15 protein-coding genes are annotated in these 17,938 nt (G+C 58.8%); 9 read left to right on the plus strand and 6 right to left on the minus strand.

The window, feature by feature from the left end:
* Positions 1-180 precede the first annotated feature (180 nt).
* Together ppk2 and glmM are read left to right on the plus strand one after the other, a co-directional pair.
* Complete coding sequence (ppk2, locus tag ROTMU0001_RS04765) at positions 181-1,248, plus strand: polyphosphate kinase 2 (RefSeq protein WP_005508411.1); 1,068 nt, start codon at positions 181-183, stop codon at positions 1,246-1,248.
* 242 nt (positions 1,249-1,490) lie between these two features.
* A complete protein-coding gene (gene glmM / locus ROTMU0001_RS04770; RefSeq protein ID WP_005508412.1) occupies positions 1,491-2,849 on the plus strand; it encodes a phosphoglucosamine mutase in 1,359 nt (452 codons plus the stop codon).
* Positions 2,850-3,019: 170 nt separating this feature from the next.
* Here the strand turns inward: glmM and mscL are convergent, their stop codons facing one another.
* From mscL to coaA, 3 genes are all read right to left on the minus strand, one after another.
* Complete coding sequence (gene mscL, locus ROTMU0001_RS04775; protein WP_044142316.1) at positions 3,020-3,394, minus strand: large conductance mechanosensitive channel protein MscL; 375 nt, start codon at positions 3,392-3,394, stop codon at positions 3,020-3,022.
* Between the two features lie 292 nt (positions 3,395-3,686).
* The gene (locus ROTMU0001_RS04780; RefSeq protein WP_005508414.1) at positions 3,687-4,628 is read right to left on the minus strand and encodes a M15 family metallopeptidase; all 942 of its coding nucleotides are present in this window, start codon (positions 4,626-4,628) and stop codon (positions 3,687-3,689) included.
* Between the two features lie 151 nt (positions 4,629-4,779).
* A complete protein-coding gene (gene coaA, locus ROTMU0001_RS04785; protein WP_005505041.1) occupies positions 4,780-5,736 on the minus strand; it encodes a type I pantothenate kinase in 957 nt (318 codons plus the stop codon).
* A gap of 184 nt (positions 5,737-5,920) precedes the next feature.
* Here coaA and glmS point away from each other — a divergent pair, with 184 nt between their 5' ends.
* The 3 genes from glmS to ROTMU0001_RS04800 all read left to right on the plus strand — a co-directional run bounded on the left by glmS (position 5,921) and on the right by ROTMU0001_RS04800 (position 10,190).
* Positions 5,921-7,804 (plus strand): glutamine--fructose-6-phosphate transaminase (isomerizing), encoded by a 1,884-nt coding sequence (glmS, locus tag ROTMU0001_RS04790; RefSeq protein ID WP_005508416.1) that lies wholly within the window; start codon positions 5,921-5,923, stop codon positions 7,802-7,804.
* 275 nt (positions 7,805-8,079) lie between these two features.
* Positions 8,080-8,517 (plus strand): holo-ACP synthase, encoded by a 438-nt coding sequence (locus tag ROTMU0001_RS04795; protein WP_005505045.1) that lies wholly within the window; start codon positions 8,080-8,082, stop codon positions 8,515-8,517.
* A gap of 86 nt (positions 8,518-8,603) precedes the next feature.
* Positions 8,604-10,190, plus strand: coding sequence for a bifunctional ADP-dependent NAD(P)H-hydrate dehydratase/NAD(P)H-hydrate epimerase (locus ROTMU0001_RS04800; protein WP_005508417.1), 1,587 nt, complete (start codon positions 8,604-8,606; stop codon positions 10,188-10,190).
* Positions 10,191-10,425: 235 nt separating this feature from the next.
* On the opposite strand, the gene ROTMU0001_RS04805 is transcribed toward ROTMU0001_RS04800, so the two are convergent.
* From ROTMU0001_RS04805 to ROTMU0001_RS04815, 3 genes are all read right to left on the minus strand, one after another.
* The gene (locus tag ROTMU0001_RS04805; protein ID WP_005508420.1) at positions 10,426-11,907 is read right to left on the minus strand and encodes a sugar transferase; all 1,482 of its coding nucleotides are present in this window, start codon (positions 11,905-11,907) and stop codon (positions 10,426-10,428) included.
* A gap of 499 nt (positions 11,908-12,406) precedes the next feature.
* Complete coding sequence (locus tag ROTMU0001_RS04810; protein WP_005508421.1) at positions 12,407-13,189, minus strand: phosphatase; 783 nt, start codon at positions 13,187-13,189, stop codon at positions 12,407-12,409.
* A 28-nt stretch (positions 13,190-13,217) separates the two neighbouring features.
* Positions 13,218-14,480, minus strand: coding sequence for a glycosyltransferase (locus ROTMU0001_RS04815; protein ID WP_005508423.1), 1,263 nt, complete (start codon positions 14,478-14,480; stop codon positions 13,218-13,220).
* Positions 14,481-14,624: 144 nt separating this feature from the next.
* Here ROTMU0001_RS04815 and alr point away from each other — a divergent pair, with 144 nt between their 5' ends.
* From alr to rimI, 4 genes are read left to right on the plus strand one after another with little or no spacing between them, the layout of a single operon-like run.
* A complete protein-coding gene (gene alr / locus ROTMU0001_RS04820; protein ID WP_005508424.1) occupies positions 14,625-15,938 on the plus strand; it encodes an alanine racemase in 1,314 nt (437 codons plus the stop codon).
* A complete protein-coding gene (gene tsaE / locus ROTMU0001_RS04825) occupies positions 15,938-16,543 on the plus strand; it encodes a tRNA (adenosine(37)-N6)-threonylcarbamoyltransferase complex ATPase subunit type 1 TsaE (RefSeq protein ID WP_005508425.1) in 606 nt (201 codons plus the stop codon). Before alr ends, tsaE begins: the two co-directional genes overlap by 1 nt.
* Positions 16,544-16,566: 23 nt before the next feature.
* Positions 16,567-17,382, plus strand: coding sequence for a tRNA (adenosine(37)-N6)-threonylcarbamoyltransferase complex dimerization subunit type 1 TsaB (tsaB, locus tag ROTMU0001_RS04830; protein WP_005508426.1), 816 nt, complete (start codon positions 16,567-16,569; stop codon positions 17,380-17,382).
* On the plus strand, positions 17,383-17,892 hold the full coding sequence (gene rimI, locus ROTMU0001_RS04835; protein WP_005508427.1) for a ribosomal protein S18-alanine N-acetyltransferase: 510 nt from the start codon (positions 17,383-17,385) through the stop codon (positions 17,890-17,892).
* Positions 17,893-17,938: the final 46 nt, after the last annotated feature.

The raw sequence follows: 17,938 nt of genomic DNA on the forward strand, positions 1-17,938 counted from the left end.
TCGCTGGTTTTCACGAAGCGTTACGCCCCGCTTCTCCTTCGGGAGATTCGGGGCGTTTTGCGTATCTACTCACCGTGAGCGTTACAAGGTTATAGGGTGCATATAACTGTTACGTTTGTTCATCGAAGAGCACACCGGTAGAGTTAAAGGGTCAAAGCAGACAGGAAGAAAAGAGTACTCATGGCAGAGCAGAATCCCTCCACCCAGCCCGAAGAGAAGGCTGTGGAGGCTCCTCAGACTGAATCCCACCACCACGCCGCTGAAGGCGCACACGCACACACCGGTTCTGAGAAGAAACAAGCCATCAAGGAAGCCCTGAAGCCCCAGGCACGCCGCACCTCCGTTGTCGAAGACTACTCGGCAGAGCTGGACGAAATGGCTTCCCTCACCCGCGCCCTCGGCAAGGACAAGAAGGACGACGAAACCTCGCAGGCATGGAAGAAGGGTTACCCCTACGACACCAAGCTCAGCCGTAAGGCATACGAGAAGGAAAAGCGTGCCCTGCAGATTGAGCTGCTGAAGCTGCAGCTCTGGGCTAAGTCCACCGGTCAGAAGATCCTCATCATCTTCGAAGGCCGTGACGCAGCAGGTAAGGGTGGCTCCATCAAGCGCTTCACCGAGCACCTGAACCCCCGTGGCGCTCGCGTTGTGGCGCTGGAGAAGCCGACCGATATCGAACAGACCCAGTGGTACTTCCAGCGTTACATCAAGCACCTGCCCTCCGGCGGCGAAATCGTCCTGATGGACCGCTCCTGGTACAACCGTGCCGGCGTTGAGCGCGTTATGGGCTACTGCACCCAGGCACAGTACTTCGAGTTCATGCGCGAAGTTCCGGACCTGGAGCGCATGCTGGTGAACTCCGGTATCCACATCATCAAGTTCTGGTTCTCCGTCACCCGCGAAGAGCAGCTCGCACGCTTCACCTCCCGCCGTACCGACCCGGTTCGCCAGTGGAAGCTTTCCCCCACCGACCTGGCATCCCTGGACAAGTGGGACGACTACACCGCGGCAAAGGAAGCAATGTTCTTCTACACCCACACCGGTGACGCCCCCTGGACCGTTATCAAGTCCAACGACAAGAAGCGCGCACGTCTGGAAGCAATGCGTTACGTGCTCTCCCAGTTCGACTACCCCTCCAAGGACGAGGCAGTCGTGGGCGAGCTCGACTCGCTGATCGTTCGCTCCGCATCACACGTCTTCGAGGACGAGTCCGGTGACTCCCCCGACGGCTTCCCCGTCGTCAAGTAAGCGTTGAGAGATAAGGGAGAGTAACAACTCAACCTTGCGGCGGTATAACCGCTAAACAGCTTGCCCTGTGAAGGTGCCTGCCTCTCTTTTCCCTCTCTGGGAACTGAGAGCAGGCACCTTTGCGCGTCTACAGAAACATTGGCTATGAAGCAGATATGTAGCCGCTGAAAATCACTTTCTGATTCTGAAGAAAATGCGGTGTATACGCCTGAGGAGAGTTATGCGCATCGTAAAATAAAAGGGTGACTGAACGACTTTTTGGAACCGACGGCGTACGCGGTCTGGCAAACGATGTAATTACTCCCGCCCTGGCTATGGAGCTCGCGCAGGCGGCCTCTATTGTGCTGGGCTTTGACACGGTAGAAGAGGGTGTACGCCCCCGTGCCGTGATCGCAAATGACTCCCGATCCTCTGCAGACTTTATTGTCTCTGCGATGAAGGCTGGCTTCGCTAGCGCAGGTGTTGACGTGCTGGACGCCGGCATTGTCCCCACCCCCGCAGCAGCTTACCTGGTGGCACACACCGGTGCTGACTTCGGCGTGATGATTTCTGCATCGCACAACCCCGCAGCGGACAACGGCATTAAGTTCCTGGCCCGAGGCGGCCAGAAGCTGGAAGACTCCGTTGAGGACGCCATTGAGCGCGTCTACCGTGAGAAATCCTTCCGCTACCCGACCGGTGGTGCTGTGGGTACCGTCAAGCCCCTGGAGAACGGTACCGAGGCTTACGTGAAGCACCTGGTCTCCACCCTGCCCGAAGGCAAGCCCCTCGCAGGCAAGAAGATTGTTCTGGACTGCGCAAACGGTGCGGCATACGCAGCATCTCCCGCAGCTTTCGAAGCGTTGGGTGCAGAGGTTATCGCACTGGCTGTAGAGCCCAACGGCACCAACATCAACGACGGCGTGGGCTCCACCCACCCCGAGAAGCTGCAGGCAGCAGTCGTTGAGCACGGCGCGGACCTCGGCATCGCCCACGACGGCGACTCCGACCGTTGCCAGGCAGTTGACGAAAAGGGCAACCTGGTAGACGGCGACCAGATCATGGCTATCCTTGCTGTTGCTGCTAAGCGCGAAGGCAAGCTCGCAAAGGACACCCTCGTCGCAACCGTGATGAGCAGCCTGGGCCTGGAGCTGTACCTGCGCGAGCACGGTATTACCCTCGGCCGCACCGCTGTGGGCGACCGCTACGTCCTCGAGTCTATGCGCGAGCACGGCTACAACCTCGGTGGCGAGCAGTCCGGCCACGTCATCATGAGTGACTACGCAACCACCGGTGACGGCGTTCTGACCGGCATCCAGCTGGCTGCAGAGGTGGCTCGTAGCGGTCAGACCCTCTCGGAGCTGGCATCCCGCATGCAGCCCACCCCGCAGCGCCTGATCAATGTCAAGGGCGTTGACCGTGCGGCGGTCAAGACCAACGAGGCGCTCGCCACCGCTGTGAGCGAGGCTGAAGGCGTACTGGGTGAGAGCGGCCGCGTGCTGTTGCGTGCATCCGGCACTGAGCCTCTGGTCCGCGTGATGGTTGAGGCTGCAACCCAGGAGCAGGCTGATGAGGTTGCTCAGCAGCTGGCTGATGTTGTGGCTATGGAACTGGCACTCTAAACGTATTCTCTTCCGGTGCGAAGACTGGAATGGAGGATAGAGAAAGGGCTGGGAAGGTAACACCTTCCCAGCCCTTCTTCGTTATCATGGGCGGGGGACGAGGATACGGAAAACCCCCGTATCCACAGGGGATACGGGGGTTTAAAAGTTAGTGTTAGAGAGCAGAGAAATTACTTCTTTGCCAGAGCGTCGCGGATCTCCTTCAGGAGTGCGATCTCGGTCTCTTCCTCTTCTTCCTCTTCCTCAGCCTTGTTCTTTGCTGCCAGCTCGGTCAGCTTCTGAACGGGCAGAACAACTGCGAAGTACACAGCAGCTGCAATCAGGATGAAGTTAACAACAGCGGTCAGGAACACGCCAACCTTGATCTGGTCAAAGACCAGGAACTCGTCGAAGTTGGGGGACTTCACCAGCATCGAGATGGCGGGCATCAGGACGGACTGGACGAGTGCGTTCACCACAGCGGTGAAGGCGGTACCCATGATCAGACCAACTGCGAGGTCGATGACGTTACCGCGGATCAGAAAATCTTTAAAACCCTTAAGCATGAGATATAGAATAGCGCCTTTCAGGTGTTCAAAATGCCATATTCTGAGAAAATTTTCACCGTAAAGCATGTGTTTTTCTTCACAGCGGGTCCGCGGTGCCCAATACTTAAGGTCTAGGTCACATAAAGGTGAGTAAAAATCTCTGAAACCTGCGAAAAACCGCGGATTTACGCGGCGTGTACGCGAAAAAATATGCATCTGCTGTGCCTATTTATCTCCGGCACGGAAGCTAGAAATACGATGCACATCACCACTTGATGCACCGGGTAAGGCTGAAAGCTTAGCCCAGACCCTAGTTCCCATTTGCATAATCGGGTGCCGCACCCGTACCGATAAACTCCTCAAAAGTCTTCGCACCCGAAGACACATACTCCTGAGCAATCTGCACACCCACATAACGGTAATGCCACGGCTCAAAACGATAACCGGTCACCGACTGACGACCATCAGGGAAACGCAAAATATATCCGTAACGCGGAGCATTCTTCGCCAACCACTGACCAGCCAGCGTATCGCGGTAACACTCTTCCAGGCGGCAACCCTCAGGAGAAGCAAAATCAATCGCCAAACCCGTCTGATGCTCCGAATAGCCGGGACGAGCCGACAACTGATCCGCCACCTGCTGACCGTTCACCGAAACCCAATACTGATAGGTCTGCTGCTGCACCGCATACGAACGATACGCGCTAGAAACAAGCAGAGTCACGCCGTCGGTCGCCGCCGCATCAACCATCGTGTCCGCCGCCTTAGCGGCCTCAGCACGCAATTGATGACCGTAGAACTCCACCAGGTCACTCGGCTCCCAGTCCTGTTGCTCAAAGGGGCGCATCTTATTTACGAGGCAACGCAACGAGTCCGGCTGAGACTCAACACTGGGCTGAGCAAGAGCCAACGGGGACGAAGACGCGCTCGCAGAAGCCGAAGCGCTTGCAGAAGCACCGGTAGCAGAAGCAACAGGGGAGGGCGCGGCAGAAGAGGTCGCCGCAGTGGAAGAGACACTAGAAGAAGCCGTTGAAGCCGTCGCAGACTCAGAAGCAGAAGCGCTCGCTGCAGAAGATGAAGAGGAGGCACCCTGACCCTGTGAACCACCCTGCGAACCACAAGCCGCCAATAGTGCGGTACCGCCAACCCCCAAAGCGGCACCCAAGAGAGCGCGGCGGTTCACTGCAGAACTATTAACCGCAGAACTATTAAGAGACTCCTGAGCGGTAGACGTACGGTGCAGGGACTTCACAATAACTCCTCATCATGGCGTAGATGCAAACAAAAAGCGCCGGAAGCCTAAACCCACCCCGCGAGGGAGTGGAACCTCCGGCGCCTTCTACTAGAATGCACCACAATACCGGCTAAAAGCCGCACACGAACACTAAAAACCTAAAGAACCTCTAGTTCTTACGCAGAAGAACCTGCTCCACGGTATGCTCGGCACCCTTCTGCAGAATCAAATGCGCACGAGCACGAGTCGGCAAAACATTCTGCACCAGATTAGGCTCATTCACGCTCTTCCAAATGCCGGTCGCTACCTCAACCGCCTGCTCATCGCTCAACTCCGCATAACGCTTGAAATATGACTCCGGATTCGCAAAAGCTGAAGAACGCAGAGTCAAGAAACGATTTACATACCAGCGCTCAATATCCTCAGTGCGGGCATCTACATAAATAGAGAAATCAAAGAAATCACTCAGCGTCAGATCAGAAGTCTCCGGACCCTCAGCCTGCGAAGGTGCCAAAACATTCAAACCCTCAAGAATCAGAACATCCGGTGCGGTGACCTCAATATGCTCATCCGGCATGATGTCGTAATACAGGTGTGAATACTTCGGCGCCACCACACGCTCGGCACCAGACTTCACCTGCGACACAAAATTCAACAGAGCACGGCGATCATAAGACTCCGGGAAACCCTTACGGTGCATAATACCGCGACGCTGAAGCTCAGCATTCGGGTACAAGAAACCATCCGTAGTCACCAACTGAACCTTCGGAGTCGAAGGCCAACGGCTCAAAAGAGCCTGCAAAATACGTGCCGTCGTCGACTTACCCACAGCAACAGAACCCGCCACACCAATAATGAACGGGACGCGGCGCTGAGACACATGCAGAAAATCATTCGTCATATGGTTCAACGAAGAAGCAGCAGTCACATACAGGTTAAGAAGACGAGAAACCGGCAGATAAATACGCTGCACCTCCTCAAGGTCGACAGTTTCACCCAGGCCTCGAAGAGACTCAATTTCCTCAGCACTGAGGGGAACAGAAATCTCATCGGCTAGGTGCGACCAACGGGAACGGTCAAGATGCATGAAGCGGTCATCGCCAGAAAAATACGGTGCGGTGCTCATTTATCTAAGTGTACGAACTTTCAGCCCGTGGGGAAAATACCCGCCCTCACGGTTTGTTTGTAGAAATAAATGTATGGAAAGAAAAGGGTAAAACCTGAAAAAGCCAGGAAAGCCACAATAAACGTGACGTATAACGGTATTTCACCGTGCGCATATCTGGATACTTGTGGGATAAACTTATAGCATGTGTGGAATCGTAGGATATGTAGGTCTGGACACTGCTCCGGACGGTAACAAGTTTGACCACAACGCATACGATGTGGTCCTCGAAGGTCTGCGCCGCCAGGAATACCGCGGCTATGACTCTGCTGGCGTGGCACTCGTGTGCCCCGACGGCATCGTATTCCGTAAGAAGGCCGGTAAGCTCCTGAACCTTGAAAATGAGGTTAAGGAACACCCCCTGCCGGACTCCCAGATTGGTATCGGTCACACCCGTTGGGCAACCCACGGTGGACCCACCGACAACAACGCTCACCCCCACGTTGTCGACAACGGCCGCCTCGCCGTCGTACACAACGGTATTATCGAAAACTTCGCAGAACTGCGTGCCGAACTGCTCGCCGAAGGCGTAGAGTTCGCATCTCAGACCGACACCGAGGTAGCTGCAGCAACCATCGCAAGCATCTACAACAAGCTCGGCACCGGTGACCTCACCGAGGCAGTACGCGTCGCATCCAACCGCCTCGAAGGTGCATTCACCATCCTGGCTGTGCACGCAGACCACCCGGACCGCGTTGTGGCAACCCGCCGCAACTCCCCGCTGGTCATCGGCCTGGGCGAGAACGAAAACTTCCTCGGTTCGGACGTCTCCGCGTTCATTGACTACACCAAGGAAGCCGTCGAAATGGGTCAGGACCAGATCGTGACCATCACCGGCACCGACTACTCCATCATCGACTTCGAAGGTAACCCCGCAGAGGGCAAGCCCTTCCACATCGAATGGGACGCAGCAGCAGCTGAAAAGGGCGGATTCAACTCCTTTATGGAGAAGGAAATCCACGAGCAGCCCACCGCAGTTGAGCAGACCCTCATGGGCCGCCTCGACGAAAACGGCAACCTCACCCTCGACGAACTGAACATTGACGACTCGGTGCTGCGCACCATCGACAAGATCATCGTCGTCGCATGTGGTACCGCAGCATACGCAGGCCAGGTGGCACGCTACGCCATCGAGCACTGGTGCCGCATCCCCACCGAGGTTGAGCTCGCACACGAGTTCCGCTACCGCGACCCCATCGTGAACGAGAAGACCCTCATCGTGGCACTCTCGCAGTCCGGCGAAACCATGGACACCCTGATGGCAGTGCGCCACGCACGCGAACAGGGCGCAAAGGTTATCTCCATCTGCAACACCCACGGCTCGACCCTGCCCCGCGAATCCGACGCTGCGCTGTACACTCACGCAGGCCCCGAAATCGCAGTGGCATCCACCAAGGCATTCCTGGCACAGATCACTGCAGCATACCTGCTCGGCCTGTACCTGGCACAGCTGCGCGGCAACAAGTACAAGGACGAAATTGCTTCGATCCTCGCCGAGCTGCAGAACATGCCCGCAAAGATCCAGAAGGTCATCGACAACGACACCCAGGTCAAGGAACTGGGCGTCGAAATGAAGGATGCCTCCTCCGTGATCTTCCTCGGCCGCCACGTGGGCTTCCCCGTCGCAATGGAAGGCGCACTCAAGCTCAAGGAAATCACCTACATCCACGCTGAAGGCTTCGCAGCAGGCGAGCTCAAGCACGGCCCCATCGCACTGATCGATGAAGGCCAGCCGGTCATCGTAGTGGTTCCCTCCGCAAACGGTCGCGACTCCCTGCACGGCAAGGTCGTCTCCAACATCCAGGAAGTGCGCGCTCGCGGCGCCTTCACCATCGTCATCGCCGAGGAAGGCGACGAGGCCGTCAAGCCCTACGCAGACCGCCTCATCACCGTCCCGGCATGCCCCTCGCTGCTGCAGCCCCTGCTGGCAACCGTGCCCCTGCAGATTTTCGCATGCGCACTGGCAGAAGCTAAGGGCCTGGACGTTGACCAGCCGCGTAACCTCGCAAAGTCCGTGACCGTGGAGTAGTCCTCAGAAGTAATCATCTGGAGTAATCCTCGGAAATCGCCTCGGCGATAACGAAAGGGCGGTGGTTGAGTTCTCTAAGAACTCAACCACCGCCCTTGTCGTTTACTTAGGCGGTTATTCGTGGAGTAACCAAAAAATGACGCTGTGAAACAGACATCAACCATGCGTCATATTTGACGCTATCCCACCTAAAAGAAACGAATCTCGCTAGACTTAAAACAAGAGAAACCGCAAACAGGACGCGGTTACCACCCCTACCGTAAAAGGTGAAGCTCATGATCATGGGAATCGGCGTAGATACCGTCAACATTGAACGATTCGAACGAATTGTCACCGAAACACCCGCCTTCGTCCGCCGCGTCTTCACCCCCAACGAACGCACCCGGAACGTACGCTCCCAAGCCGTACGATTTGCCGCCAAAGAAGCAGTCGCAAAAGTACTCGGAGCGCCCGCCGGACTCAACTGGCAAGACTGCGAAGTAGCCACCGCCGAAAGCGGCCAGCCCTACCTCATCATTCAGGGCACCATCGCCCGCCGAGCCAAAGAACTCGGCATCAACCGCATTCACCTCTCGCTGACCCACGACGAACCCATGGCCATCGCCATCGCAACCGCCGAATACCTCAGCGACGCAGAACTGGCGCACCTGCAAAAGTTCAACCCCGAAAGCTACCGACTCAGCGTCATCGCCGGTGACGACACCGACGACTAACGCAGAGTCACACCAACGCAGAGTCACACCAACACCACAACCAGGTGACCCCTAAGGCCCGCACGGTGCCACCCAAGGAGACAGCAATGAAGCTCATCTACACTGCTTCCCAGGTACGCGAAGCAGAAAAGCCCTACATCGAAGCCGCCGACTACGACGGCTACCTCATGCAACGCGCCGCAGATGCCGTCGCAGCCGAAGCGCAGGAACTACTCCACGGCACAGAAAACGCCAAAATCCTGCTCCTCATCGGCCCGGGCAACAACGGCGCAGACACCATCTACGCCGGTGCCCGCCTCAGCGCCAAGGGCCACCGCGTTGACGCAGTCATCTTCGACCCCAGCGAAAAGAACCTCGAACTCATCGCCCGCGAAGGCGGCGAAGGCACCCGCGTACTCGACCCCGAACACACCCTCGAACACCTTACCGGCTACGACCTGACCATTGACGGCATCCTCGGTACCGGCTCCAGCGGCGCCGTACGCGGTAGCGCCGGCGAATACCTGGGCGTACTCCGTGCAGCGCAGCTCGACGGTAAGCTCGGCGCAGTCCTCGCAGTAGACACCCCCTCCGGAGTCGACAACAACCGCGGAACCGTGCACGAACCCTCCCTGCGCGCCGACCGCACCGTCACCTTCATCGGCCACAAGCTACCGGCAGGCACCTGCCACAGCGTCCACTCCGGAGACATCAAACTCTACGACCTGGGCGTTCCCGAAGCCCTCAACTCCCACAAGCCCGCCCTGCGCGTTCTCGACCGCGAAGACTACCGCGAACTCATCGAAGTACCCGACGAGCACTCCCACAAGTACACCCGCGGCGTACTGGGCATGCTCACCGGTAGCTTCGAATATCCCGGCGCCGCCCTCATGAGTGTACGCGCAGCCCTCAACACCGGCGTGGGCATGATCCGCTTCAACGCCAACTCTCACGAGCTACGCCAGCTCATGATTGCTCACAACCCCGAAACCGTCTACTTCAGCGGCGCCCCCGCCCTGCAGAGGGTCACCGTCTGGGCTGGAGGTTCCGGCTCTAGCCACGACTCGCTGGATAAGAACCGCTACCTGCTCCACTCGCCCGAACCCGCCATCCTCGACGCGGGTGCCTGCGACCTGGCGGCAGAATACCTGGCAACCGGTAAGCACCTCGGCTCCCACAAGATCCTCACCCCGCACGCGGCAGAACTCGAACGCTTCCTGCGCATCGTGCACGAGCTCGCCCCCGAAACCTGGAAGAAGCACCTGGGTGACGCCATCGTACCCAGCCGCAAGGATATCGACGCAGAGCCCTTCCGCTGGGTGCGTGCCGCCTCCGAGCTTTCCGGTGCCACCGTCATGCTCAAGGGCGGCTACACGCTCATTGCGGCACCCAACGGCGCCACCTATAGCGTTGCCGGAGGAAGCCCCTGGCTCGCCACCGCAGGCAGCGGCGACACCCTCACCGGCATCTACGGCGCCCTGCTCGCCCAAACCGTAGCCGCCTTCGACGCCCGCGGAGAAGCCCTAGAAGGCTGCACCTTCGCCTCCATCGGCGCGCTCGCAGTCTACCTGCACGGTGAAGCAGCACGCGCCAGCGCCACCGGAGGCGTCAAGGACGCTCTGCCCGGCCCGGCACCCGCAACCCGCGTCGCGCAGATGCTCCCCGAAGTCATCGCGCGCCTCATCGCCGAATAAGGGAGAGAGGCCCAGCGCACCTCCATTCCTAGCGTCCTAACAACCCAGCGTCCTAACGAGATTCCTTTCTGAAAGCACTGGGCAAAGGCACACAGAAGGGGCGTGAATCCATCGGAAATGGATTCACGCCCCTTCAACGCGCTTATATCAATGTACGATACCGAGCTGCCTGTGCCGGGACAGCATCACTAAAAACCGGAATACACACCAGCGGGAGAAACTCCCACCACCCTTCTTAGTACGCGCCTTCCTTAGCGAAAACCGCACGGACAGTACGCAGAAGAATAATGAAGTCACCGGTAAGCGACCAGTTCTCAACATAGTAGAGATCCAGACGAACCGACTCTTCCCAGGAGAGATCACTACGACCCGAAACCTGCCACAGACCGGTAATACCCGGCTTCACCAGCAGGCGGCGGTACGCAATGTCCTCGTACTGCTCAACTTCCTCAACCAGCGGAGGACGCGGACCCACCAGCGACATATCGCCAATGAACACGTTCCACAGCTGAGGCAGCTCATCAATCGAATACTTACGGATGAACTTACCAATGGGGGTAATACGCGGGTCGTCCTTCATCTTGAAGAGCACGCCGTTACCCTCGTTCTGCTCCATGAGGCGCTTCTTGACCTCTTCAGCGTCAGTACGCATCGAACGGAACTTCACCATCTTGAAAAGCTCACCGTTCAGACCCACACGGTTCTGCAGGAAGAAGACTGGGCCACCATCACGCTTCACCAGCAGTGCCACCACCAGGAATAGCGGAGAGAGCAGAATCAAACCCAGACCCGAAGACACAACATCCACGGTGCGCTTGAAGAACGCCGACAGACCGGTAATACGCGGAGTCGACACGTGCACCAGCGGCAGACCGTTCAACGGCTGCATGTGCATACGAGGACCAGCAATATCGGTCGTCGCAGGAGCCATAATCAGCGAAATATGCGCATCAGCCAGCTTCCAACCCAGCAGGCGAACCTGATCCGGGCTCAAGTGGTGGCCATTCGTAACAGCGACCATATGGATATCGTTCTCGCGGATAGCATCCATAATGTCAGCCGGAGAAGTGCTGTAACCAAGCACCGGAATCGGTGCGCCAGCAACAGTGGTACCCGGAGTGAAACCGGGCAGATAGAACGCAGCGGGGGACAGGCCGGAAGCAACCACGCCCTCCAGGTTCTTGTACAGGTGCTGACCGGTCGTCACATCAGAAATAATCATGACGCGAGTCAACGCGCGACCGCGAGTACGCGAACGCACCAGACCCTGACGAATAACCCAACGCTCCATCAGTAGGAAGAACAGGCCCAGCGGGTAAGCAATCAGCAGGTACATGCGGGTGACGTCAACCTTGAGGAAGAATGCCACAATAATCAGCAGACAGAAGAAATAGGTGCTACCGCGAGTAATGAGACGGTACTCCTCGTTGCCGAAACCCATGATGCGCAGGCTACGGGAGCCGTTCACCTGGAGGATAAACCACCATCCAACGGTCAGGCCAATACCCAAGAAGATATAGTCCATCGCGGGCACACGGCCATCGAGGACATTAATAGGCCAAACGTTCACGTAGGGCAGGTCAGCATTCTCCCACCCGAAACGAATCAGATGCGCAGCGATAACCGCAATAGCAATGGCGAGAAAATCGCCAAAGTAAAGGGCACGCTGAACCTTCGGATGCCAGCTTCGCTTGACGACGAAGTCTGCACCCCACATTTTTTTAAGACGATCTTGTACTTTCAAAGGTGTAATCTTCCCCGGAAATTTGTCCTGTGTCGTGGACTGAGAGCGGCGAATAGGCACAATAACCCCTAATTATCGGTGTAAGGGAGACGTGTCCTAATCTTTAATCTGATGAATGAGTGAACCCTTAATCTTGCTGAGTGAATAATGGCAGAGATTACGGTAAAGGCGCTGGTAAGACGCCTAGTGGAGCGTATATAGAGCTGAAGAGCACATAAACGTGTTCCGTAAACTATTCTACGGGGTCGGGGGTCTTACGTCTCGAAGAATGACGGCACAAAGCCTCTCTGGAGTGATGAAATCAATCACAGAGTCTGAAGGACATAATAGTCTTCAGAAGGAAAGCTGAGTGAAGCCAAGAAGCTTCCCAAAGTATCAGCATGTTTCACGCGTCTGCAGAAAAACAAAAACCGACAGATAAAAGACAAACCCCGAAGCCCCAAACCCCTAAGCGCAGGGCGCAAAAGAGACATTAAGGACGCTCAAGCCCCGCACGATCCAAAATGAAATCAATCATCGGCTCATAACGACGCGGCGGAACGTTATCATCCATCGGCACGCACACCGGCAGATCCCCCTGCTCAGCCGCCACAAACAGACCCGGATCATTACAATCCGCAATACCAATCGTCAGCAGCTTACAGGTCGAGGACGCATAACCAGCCATACCGTGATCCGAAACCACCAGATCCGGAGTCACACCGCGCGCTTTCAACTGATCCAGCGCGATGCGCATCGGGCCGGGGAAATGCGTATGCTGCAGATTACCGTACTGCTCAAACATCACGACATCCATAACCTGACGGACATCGCCGTCCAGGAAGCGCTCGCCCTCCTCAATCTGAAGAACCTCAGCGCCGGCAGCCTTCGCAGCCGCAGCCATCACCGCATAGATGGGGAACAGACCCGCCGGGTGACCGGTCGCAAACAGAATACGAGAACCCGCACGCACCGCCTCACCGAAGATGCGGGCGTACTCCTCCAGTGCGCTGATGCACTGCTTGGCACCAATAGTGTCCTGGCCGTGAGTATGCGAACGATCCGGGTTCAGACCCGCGCGGCGCACCATCACCTCAAACACCGAATCGTAATCCCACTCGCGGGTCCACTGCACACCGAACTCAAGGTGCTCATTACCATCCAGGAAACCCTGAATATGGTCCAGGTTATTCTCTCGGGCGGTTGCCACCTCGCCGGTAATACGCACAGAATCCAGGTACGCGGCGAACTCATCGCGGCTCATCGAGAAAGACATTAAAACTCCTCACAACGTGAAAAATACATTACTGCGAGATACCCTCACGTACCTCGGCATAAGCTTCCAGGGTCTTACGCGCCGTCTGCTCCCAACCCATCGTGCGGGCACGCGCCGCGGCATTCGCACCCAACGAATGACGCAGATATGGGGCACGCACCAGACGCTCAATAGCCGCAGCCCAACGTTCTGGGGTGCGCGGCGCCACCAGCAGGCCCGTGCGGTGGTTCTCCACCGCAAAGCGCAGACCGTCAGCATCCGTAGCGAGCACCGCCGCGCCGCACGCCTGCGCCTCCAGAGCCACCAACCCGAACGTCTCAGACGACGACGGGGACGCCACAATGTCGGCGGCACGGAAAATATTCGCCAACTCAGACGCCGGAACCGGGTCCTTCAAATGCACCCGATCTGCCACACCCAGCTCAGCTGCGCGCTGCAACAGGCGGCGCTCATAATCCGAATCGGAACGACCAATAATATCCACGTCCACCTGCAGGTCGGAGGGGAGCAGTGCGAGCGCCTCCACCAGCAGATGCGGGCCTTTCAACGGCTGAGGCCTACCAGCAAACACAACGCGGCAACGAGTCTCCGAGGTGTCATTGAGCGGATGCACGCCAGGAATCGTATGGAAAATCGAGGTGTCAACACCCGGCGGGATAATGGCAAGCTTCTGCGCATCCGTACCGTAGTACTCGCCCATCTGCTGCGCCTCCAGGGGAGTATTCACAATCACCCGGCTCGCGGAGCTACTCATCAGACGCTCGGCGCGGTAGCGTTCTTCAGGCTCGGGTGCTTCACCTTCGCCGCGGCGCGCATCCTTGGCGGCAGCCGTCGTATGCGGAGTGAAAAGAACGGGGACCGGGAAGCCGGCGCCCTGAGCCGACCACAACTGGGATGCGCGAGCCGCAGCCTGACCAGACAGCCAATAGTGGGCGTGAATAATATCCGGGGTGTACAGTGCCTGCTCCACGCACGCCTGCGCAAAATCATCGGTGACCGTAGCCAACTCGTTCTTCGAAAGACCACGAGCAGACGGAAGATCAAGGCTGTGGCGCACAATGCGCTCGCCGGGCTGAGGAGGCTGATGGAACGGCGAATCAGCCGGAAGCGCCTCACCGCGGTCCAGGGTGAAAACCTCAACCCGTAGTTCGGGATCGAGCTCCAGCATGGCATGCACCGATCGGGCAATATAGACGTTCATGCCGCCTGCATCTCCGCTACCGGGCTGCGCAAAAGGGTCGGTGTGCATGGAATACACGTGAACCGTCCGAACCGGCGGCAGAGTGCTCATCGATGCTTTCCTCTCTCAAAGGTGTACCTGACCTAGTGTAGCGCGACAGGACTTTCGCACACCGGGAGGTCTAAAATTTAGTAGAAAAGAGGCTGACCAAGCGCAGCCTGTAGTACCCGCCCGTCAGAAGGACCGTGAAGGACCATGACTCACCCTCAGCAGCCTGCCGAACCGCTCTACTGCCCGCCCTGTACCCCAGCAGAGGCAGAGCGAAGCGCCACCATTGACCTTGATGCGCTAGAACATAATGTGCGCCGCCTCAAGGAACTTATTGGCGACCGCGCGCTCATTGCAGTGATTAAGGCGGACGCGTACGGTCACGGCGCGTACCCGGTGGCACGTTCGGCTATTGCTGCTGGTGCTGACCTGCTGGGTGTGGTGCACGTGAACGAGGCGCTGGAACTGCGTGCTGACGGTATTGAGGCGCCGCTCATGGCATGGTTGCATACTCCCTCCACCGATTTTGATGCGGCGCTGCAGGAGAAGATTCACCTGGGTGTTTCCGGTTGGGACCTGGAGGCGGTAGCTGCCGCCGCTGAACGCACCGGCGAGCGCGCTATCGTGCATCTGAAGGCTGATACCGGTTTGGGTCGTAACGGCGCTACTGCGGCGGATTGGCCGGCGCTGGTGGCTCGCGCCGCCTGTCTGGAGGAGTCTGGGCTGATTACGGTTGAGGGTATTTTTAGCCACCTGGCGGTTGCTGATGAGCCGACCCGCGCCGAGACTGCACAGCAGCTTGATACCCTGGATACTTTTGTGGCTCAGGCTCGTGAGGCTGGCCTGGACCCGAAGATCGTGCATTTGGCGAACTCGCCGGCGACCCTGACCGCCTCGCTGGAGGGCTGGGATACGGAGGAGCGTCTGCTCGGTGACGGCGTGCGTTGCGGTTTGGCGCTGTACGGTCTTTCCCCGCTGCCGGAGGTCACCGCTGAGGACCTGGGGCTGAAGCCCGTCATGACGGTGGGCAGCTATATTGCCGCTGTGAAGGAAGTTCCTGCAGGTCAGGGCGTTTCCTACGGTCTGCGCTACCACACTCCCAAGGCAACCACCCTGGCGCTGGTGCCGCTCGGCTACGCTGACGGTGTGCCGCGTATTGCGGAGAACGCGCCGGTGCGCATCTACCCGGGCGCGCAGAACGCGGAGGACGGCTCCGTGCCTAACAATACGGAAGGTAAGACCTACCGCGTGGTCGGCCGCATCGCCATGGATCAGATGGTCGTTGACCTGGGCGAACCCGGCCTGAGCGACCCCGCCCTGGGCTACCTGGGTGCGCCCGCCATCCTTTTTGGTGCCGGTGAGAACCCGCCCGTGGAAGAGTGGGCGGATGCCGCGCAGACCATTAACTACGAAATCGTGACCCGCATTTCGTCCCGCGTGGAGCGCCTCTACGTTGGCGGCTCCTGGGTTGAAGCTGAGCTGAACGAGCTGTGGGGTACCGGGCAGGAGCAGGAGGGCTAATGAGCGCTGAGTATATTTCTGCCGCACTCGACCTGGATGTGACCGGCCCCGACCATACCCGCCGCCTGGCGCTCACCCTGGCGCAGCACCTGAACGCCGGGGACGTACTGTTGCTCTCGGGCGAGCTCGGTGCGGGCAAGACCACGTTCACCCGCTCCTTGGGTGAAGGCCTGGGCGTGCGCGAAGGCGTTATCTCACCGACCTTCGTGCTCTCACGCGTGCACCCGAACCTGCCGGACGGCCCCCGCCCCGGCGGCCCCGATCTGGTGCACGTGGACGCCTACCGCCTCTCCAGCGCCGAAGAGCTCGACGACCTGGATTTGGAGTTCTCCCTGCCGCGCTCGGTGACCGTCATCGAGTGGGGCCGCGATAAGGCTGAACATCTGAGTGATTCGCGCCTGGAGCTGGACTTCACCCGCCTAACCGGCGCGGATGCACGCTTCGCCTACTCGGGTGCCGAAGAGTTCAGCTGGGACGACGAAGACGAGGACGAAAACGACGAGGACGCGGACACCCCCGAACCTCGCCTGCTGCGGGTGCGCGCCTTCGGCCCCCGCTGGGAGTACGCTTTCGACGCCCTGAAAGAGGCCCTGCAGAGCGCCTAGAGCCCGCGCGTTAGAATGATAGGGTGCTAGTACTTGCCCTTGATTCATCCGCCACCGCATCTGTGGCGCTCGCCCGTGTGCACGGCTCCGAAGCCGGTGCGTCCTTCGAAATCCTCGCCCGCTACGAGAGTGAAGATACCCGCTCCCACGCCGAGGTGATGGGCCCCTACGCGCAGGCGGCCCTGCAGGACGCTGGCGTGCGCGGCGAAGATTTGGATGCGATTCTGACCGGTACCGGTCCGGGACCTTTTACGGGTCTTCGCGCCGGTATCGTTACTGCGCGCGCTCTGGGTTTTGCCTGGTCGGTGCCGGTGTACGGCATGATGAGCCTGACCGCCCTGGCTGAGCGTGCTGTGTCTGGCGTGGTTGCCGGTGAAGAGAACGTAGAACGAGCGTTCGCCTCTGCTGAAAGTGCTGAGCTTGTAGAAGGTGCTGAGCTGCTCGTACTCTCCGACGCGCGCCGCCGCGAAGTCTACTCCGCCCGCTACCGCGTGAACGCCGAAGGCTACAGCCTGGTGGACGGCCCGAACGTATGCCCCGCCTCCGAAATTCTGCCCGGTGGGGCTCCCTCCTATGCCTACGGCTACGGCGCTGGCCTGTACTCCGAGGCCCTCGAAGAACACGGCTGGACCATCGTCGAATCTGCCCGCGGGGTTCACCCCCACGCCGAGTACCTGGTTGCCGCCGCGGCACACCTGGGCGTAGAGAACCTGAGCGAGGACACCTCTGCCCAGTACCTGCGCGACTCAGACGCAAAGGTCCCCGCCGCAATGCTCGCCCGCCAGCAGAAGCAGGCCGCGCAGTCTACTGCACAGGCTGCCGCGCAGAAGGAGAGCTAAATGAGTGCTACCGAAAATATCGTGCGAGACGACCTAGCTCTGGGTGCCCGTCTGCGCGTTGCCGAACTTGCCGATGTGCAGGCCATGCACCGCATGGAAACCGCCCTGTTCCCCGCCGACGCCTGGCACATCGACATGTTCCTCGAAGAGCTGACCCACCCGACCCGCACCTACTACATGCTCGAATTACCCGCAGAAGGTTCGGAAGATAACGAGGGCGGCTGGCGCGCTATCGGCTACTGCGGAACCATGGTCGTAGCCGACACCGCCGACGTTCAAACCATCGGCGTGCTCCCCGAGTACGAGGGCCACGGCTTCGGTCGCACCATGCTTGAGCAGATGCACGAGCGTGCCCGCGAGCAGGGTGCCGAGCGCATCCTGCTGGAGGTGCGTGCCGACAACCCGCGCGCCCAGCGTCTCTACGAACGCAACGGCTACCGTGCGATTCACGTACGCCGCGGCTACTACGATGACGGAACCGACGCCATCATTATGGAATGCACGTTCTAAATACTCCGTTGGGCTAAACGGCAATCCCCGCGATAGGGGCGAGCAT

Source organism: Rothia mucilaginosa ATCC 25296 (genome assembly GCF_000175615.1).
In the GTDB taxonomy this organism is placed as follows: Bacteria; Actinomycetota; Actinomycetes; order Actinomycetales; family Micrococcaceae; genus Rothia; species Rothia mucilaginosa.

Excerpts from the sequence above, each read along its gene's own strand:
- tsaE (WP_005508425.1), top strand. The coding sequence starts at position 15,938 with ATGAGCGCTGAGTATATTTCTGCCGCACTCGACCTGGATGTGACCGGC.
- ROTMU0001_RS04810 (WP_005508421.1), bottom strand. The coding sequence starts at position 13,189 with ATGTCTTTCTCGATGAGCCGCGATGAGTTCGCCGCGTACCTGGATTCT.
- alr (WP_005508424.1), top strand. The coding sequence starts at position 14,625 with ATGACTCACCCTCAGCAGCCTGCCGAACCGCTCTACTGCCCGCCCTGT.
- glmS (WP_005508416.1), top strand. The coding sequence starts at position 5,921 with ATGTGTGGAATCGTAGGATATGTAGGTCTGGACACTGCTCCGGACGGT.
- ROTMU0001_RS04795 (WP_005505045.1), top strand. The coding sequence starts at position 8,080 with ATGATCATGGGAATCGGCGTAGATACCGTCAACATTGAACGATTCGAA.
- ROTMU0001_RS04805 (WP_005508420.1), bottom strand. The coding sequence starts at position 11,907 with ATGTGGGGTGCAGACTTCGTCGTCAAGCGAAGCTGGCATCCGAAGGTT.
- coaA (WP_005505041.1), bottom strand. The coding sequence starts at position 5,736 with ATGAGCACCGCACCGTATTTTTCTGGCGATGACCGCTTCATGCATCTT.
- ROTMU0001_RS04800 (WP_005508417.1), top strand. The coding sequence starts at position 8,604 with ATGAAGCTCATCTACACTGCTTCCCAGGTACGCGAAGCAGAAAAGCCC.
- ppk2 (WP_005508411.1), top strand. The coding sequence starts at position 181 with ATGGCAGAGCAGAATCCCTCCACCCAGCCCGAAGAGAAGGCTGTGGAG.
- ROTMU0001_RS04815 (WP_005508423.1), bottom strand. The coding sequence starts at position 14,480 with ATGAGCACTCTGCCGCCGGTTCGGACGGTTCACGTGTATTCCATGCAC.
- mscL (WP_044142316.1), bottom strand. The coding sequence starts at position 3,394 with ATGCTTAAGGGTTTTAAAGATTTTCTGATCCGCGGTAACGTCATCGAC.
- rimI (WP_005508427.1), top strand. The coding sequence starts at position 17,383 with ATGAGTGCTACCGAAAATATCGTGCGAGACGACCTAGCTCTGGGTGCC.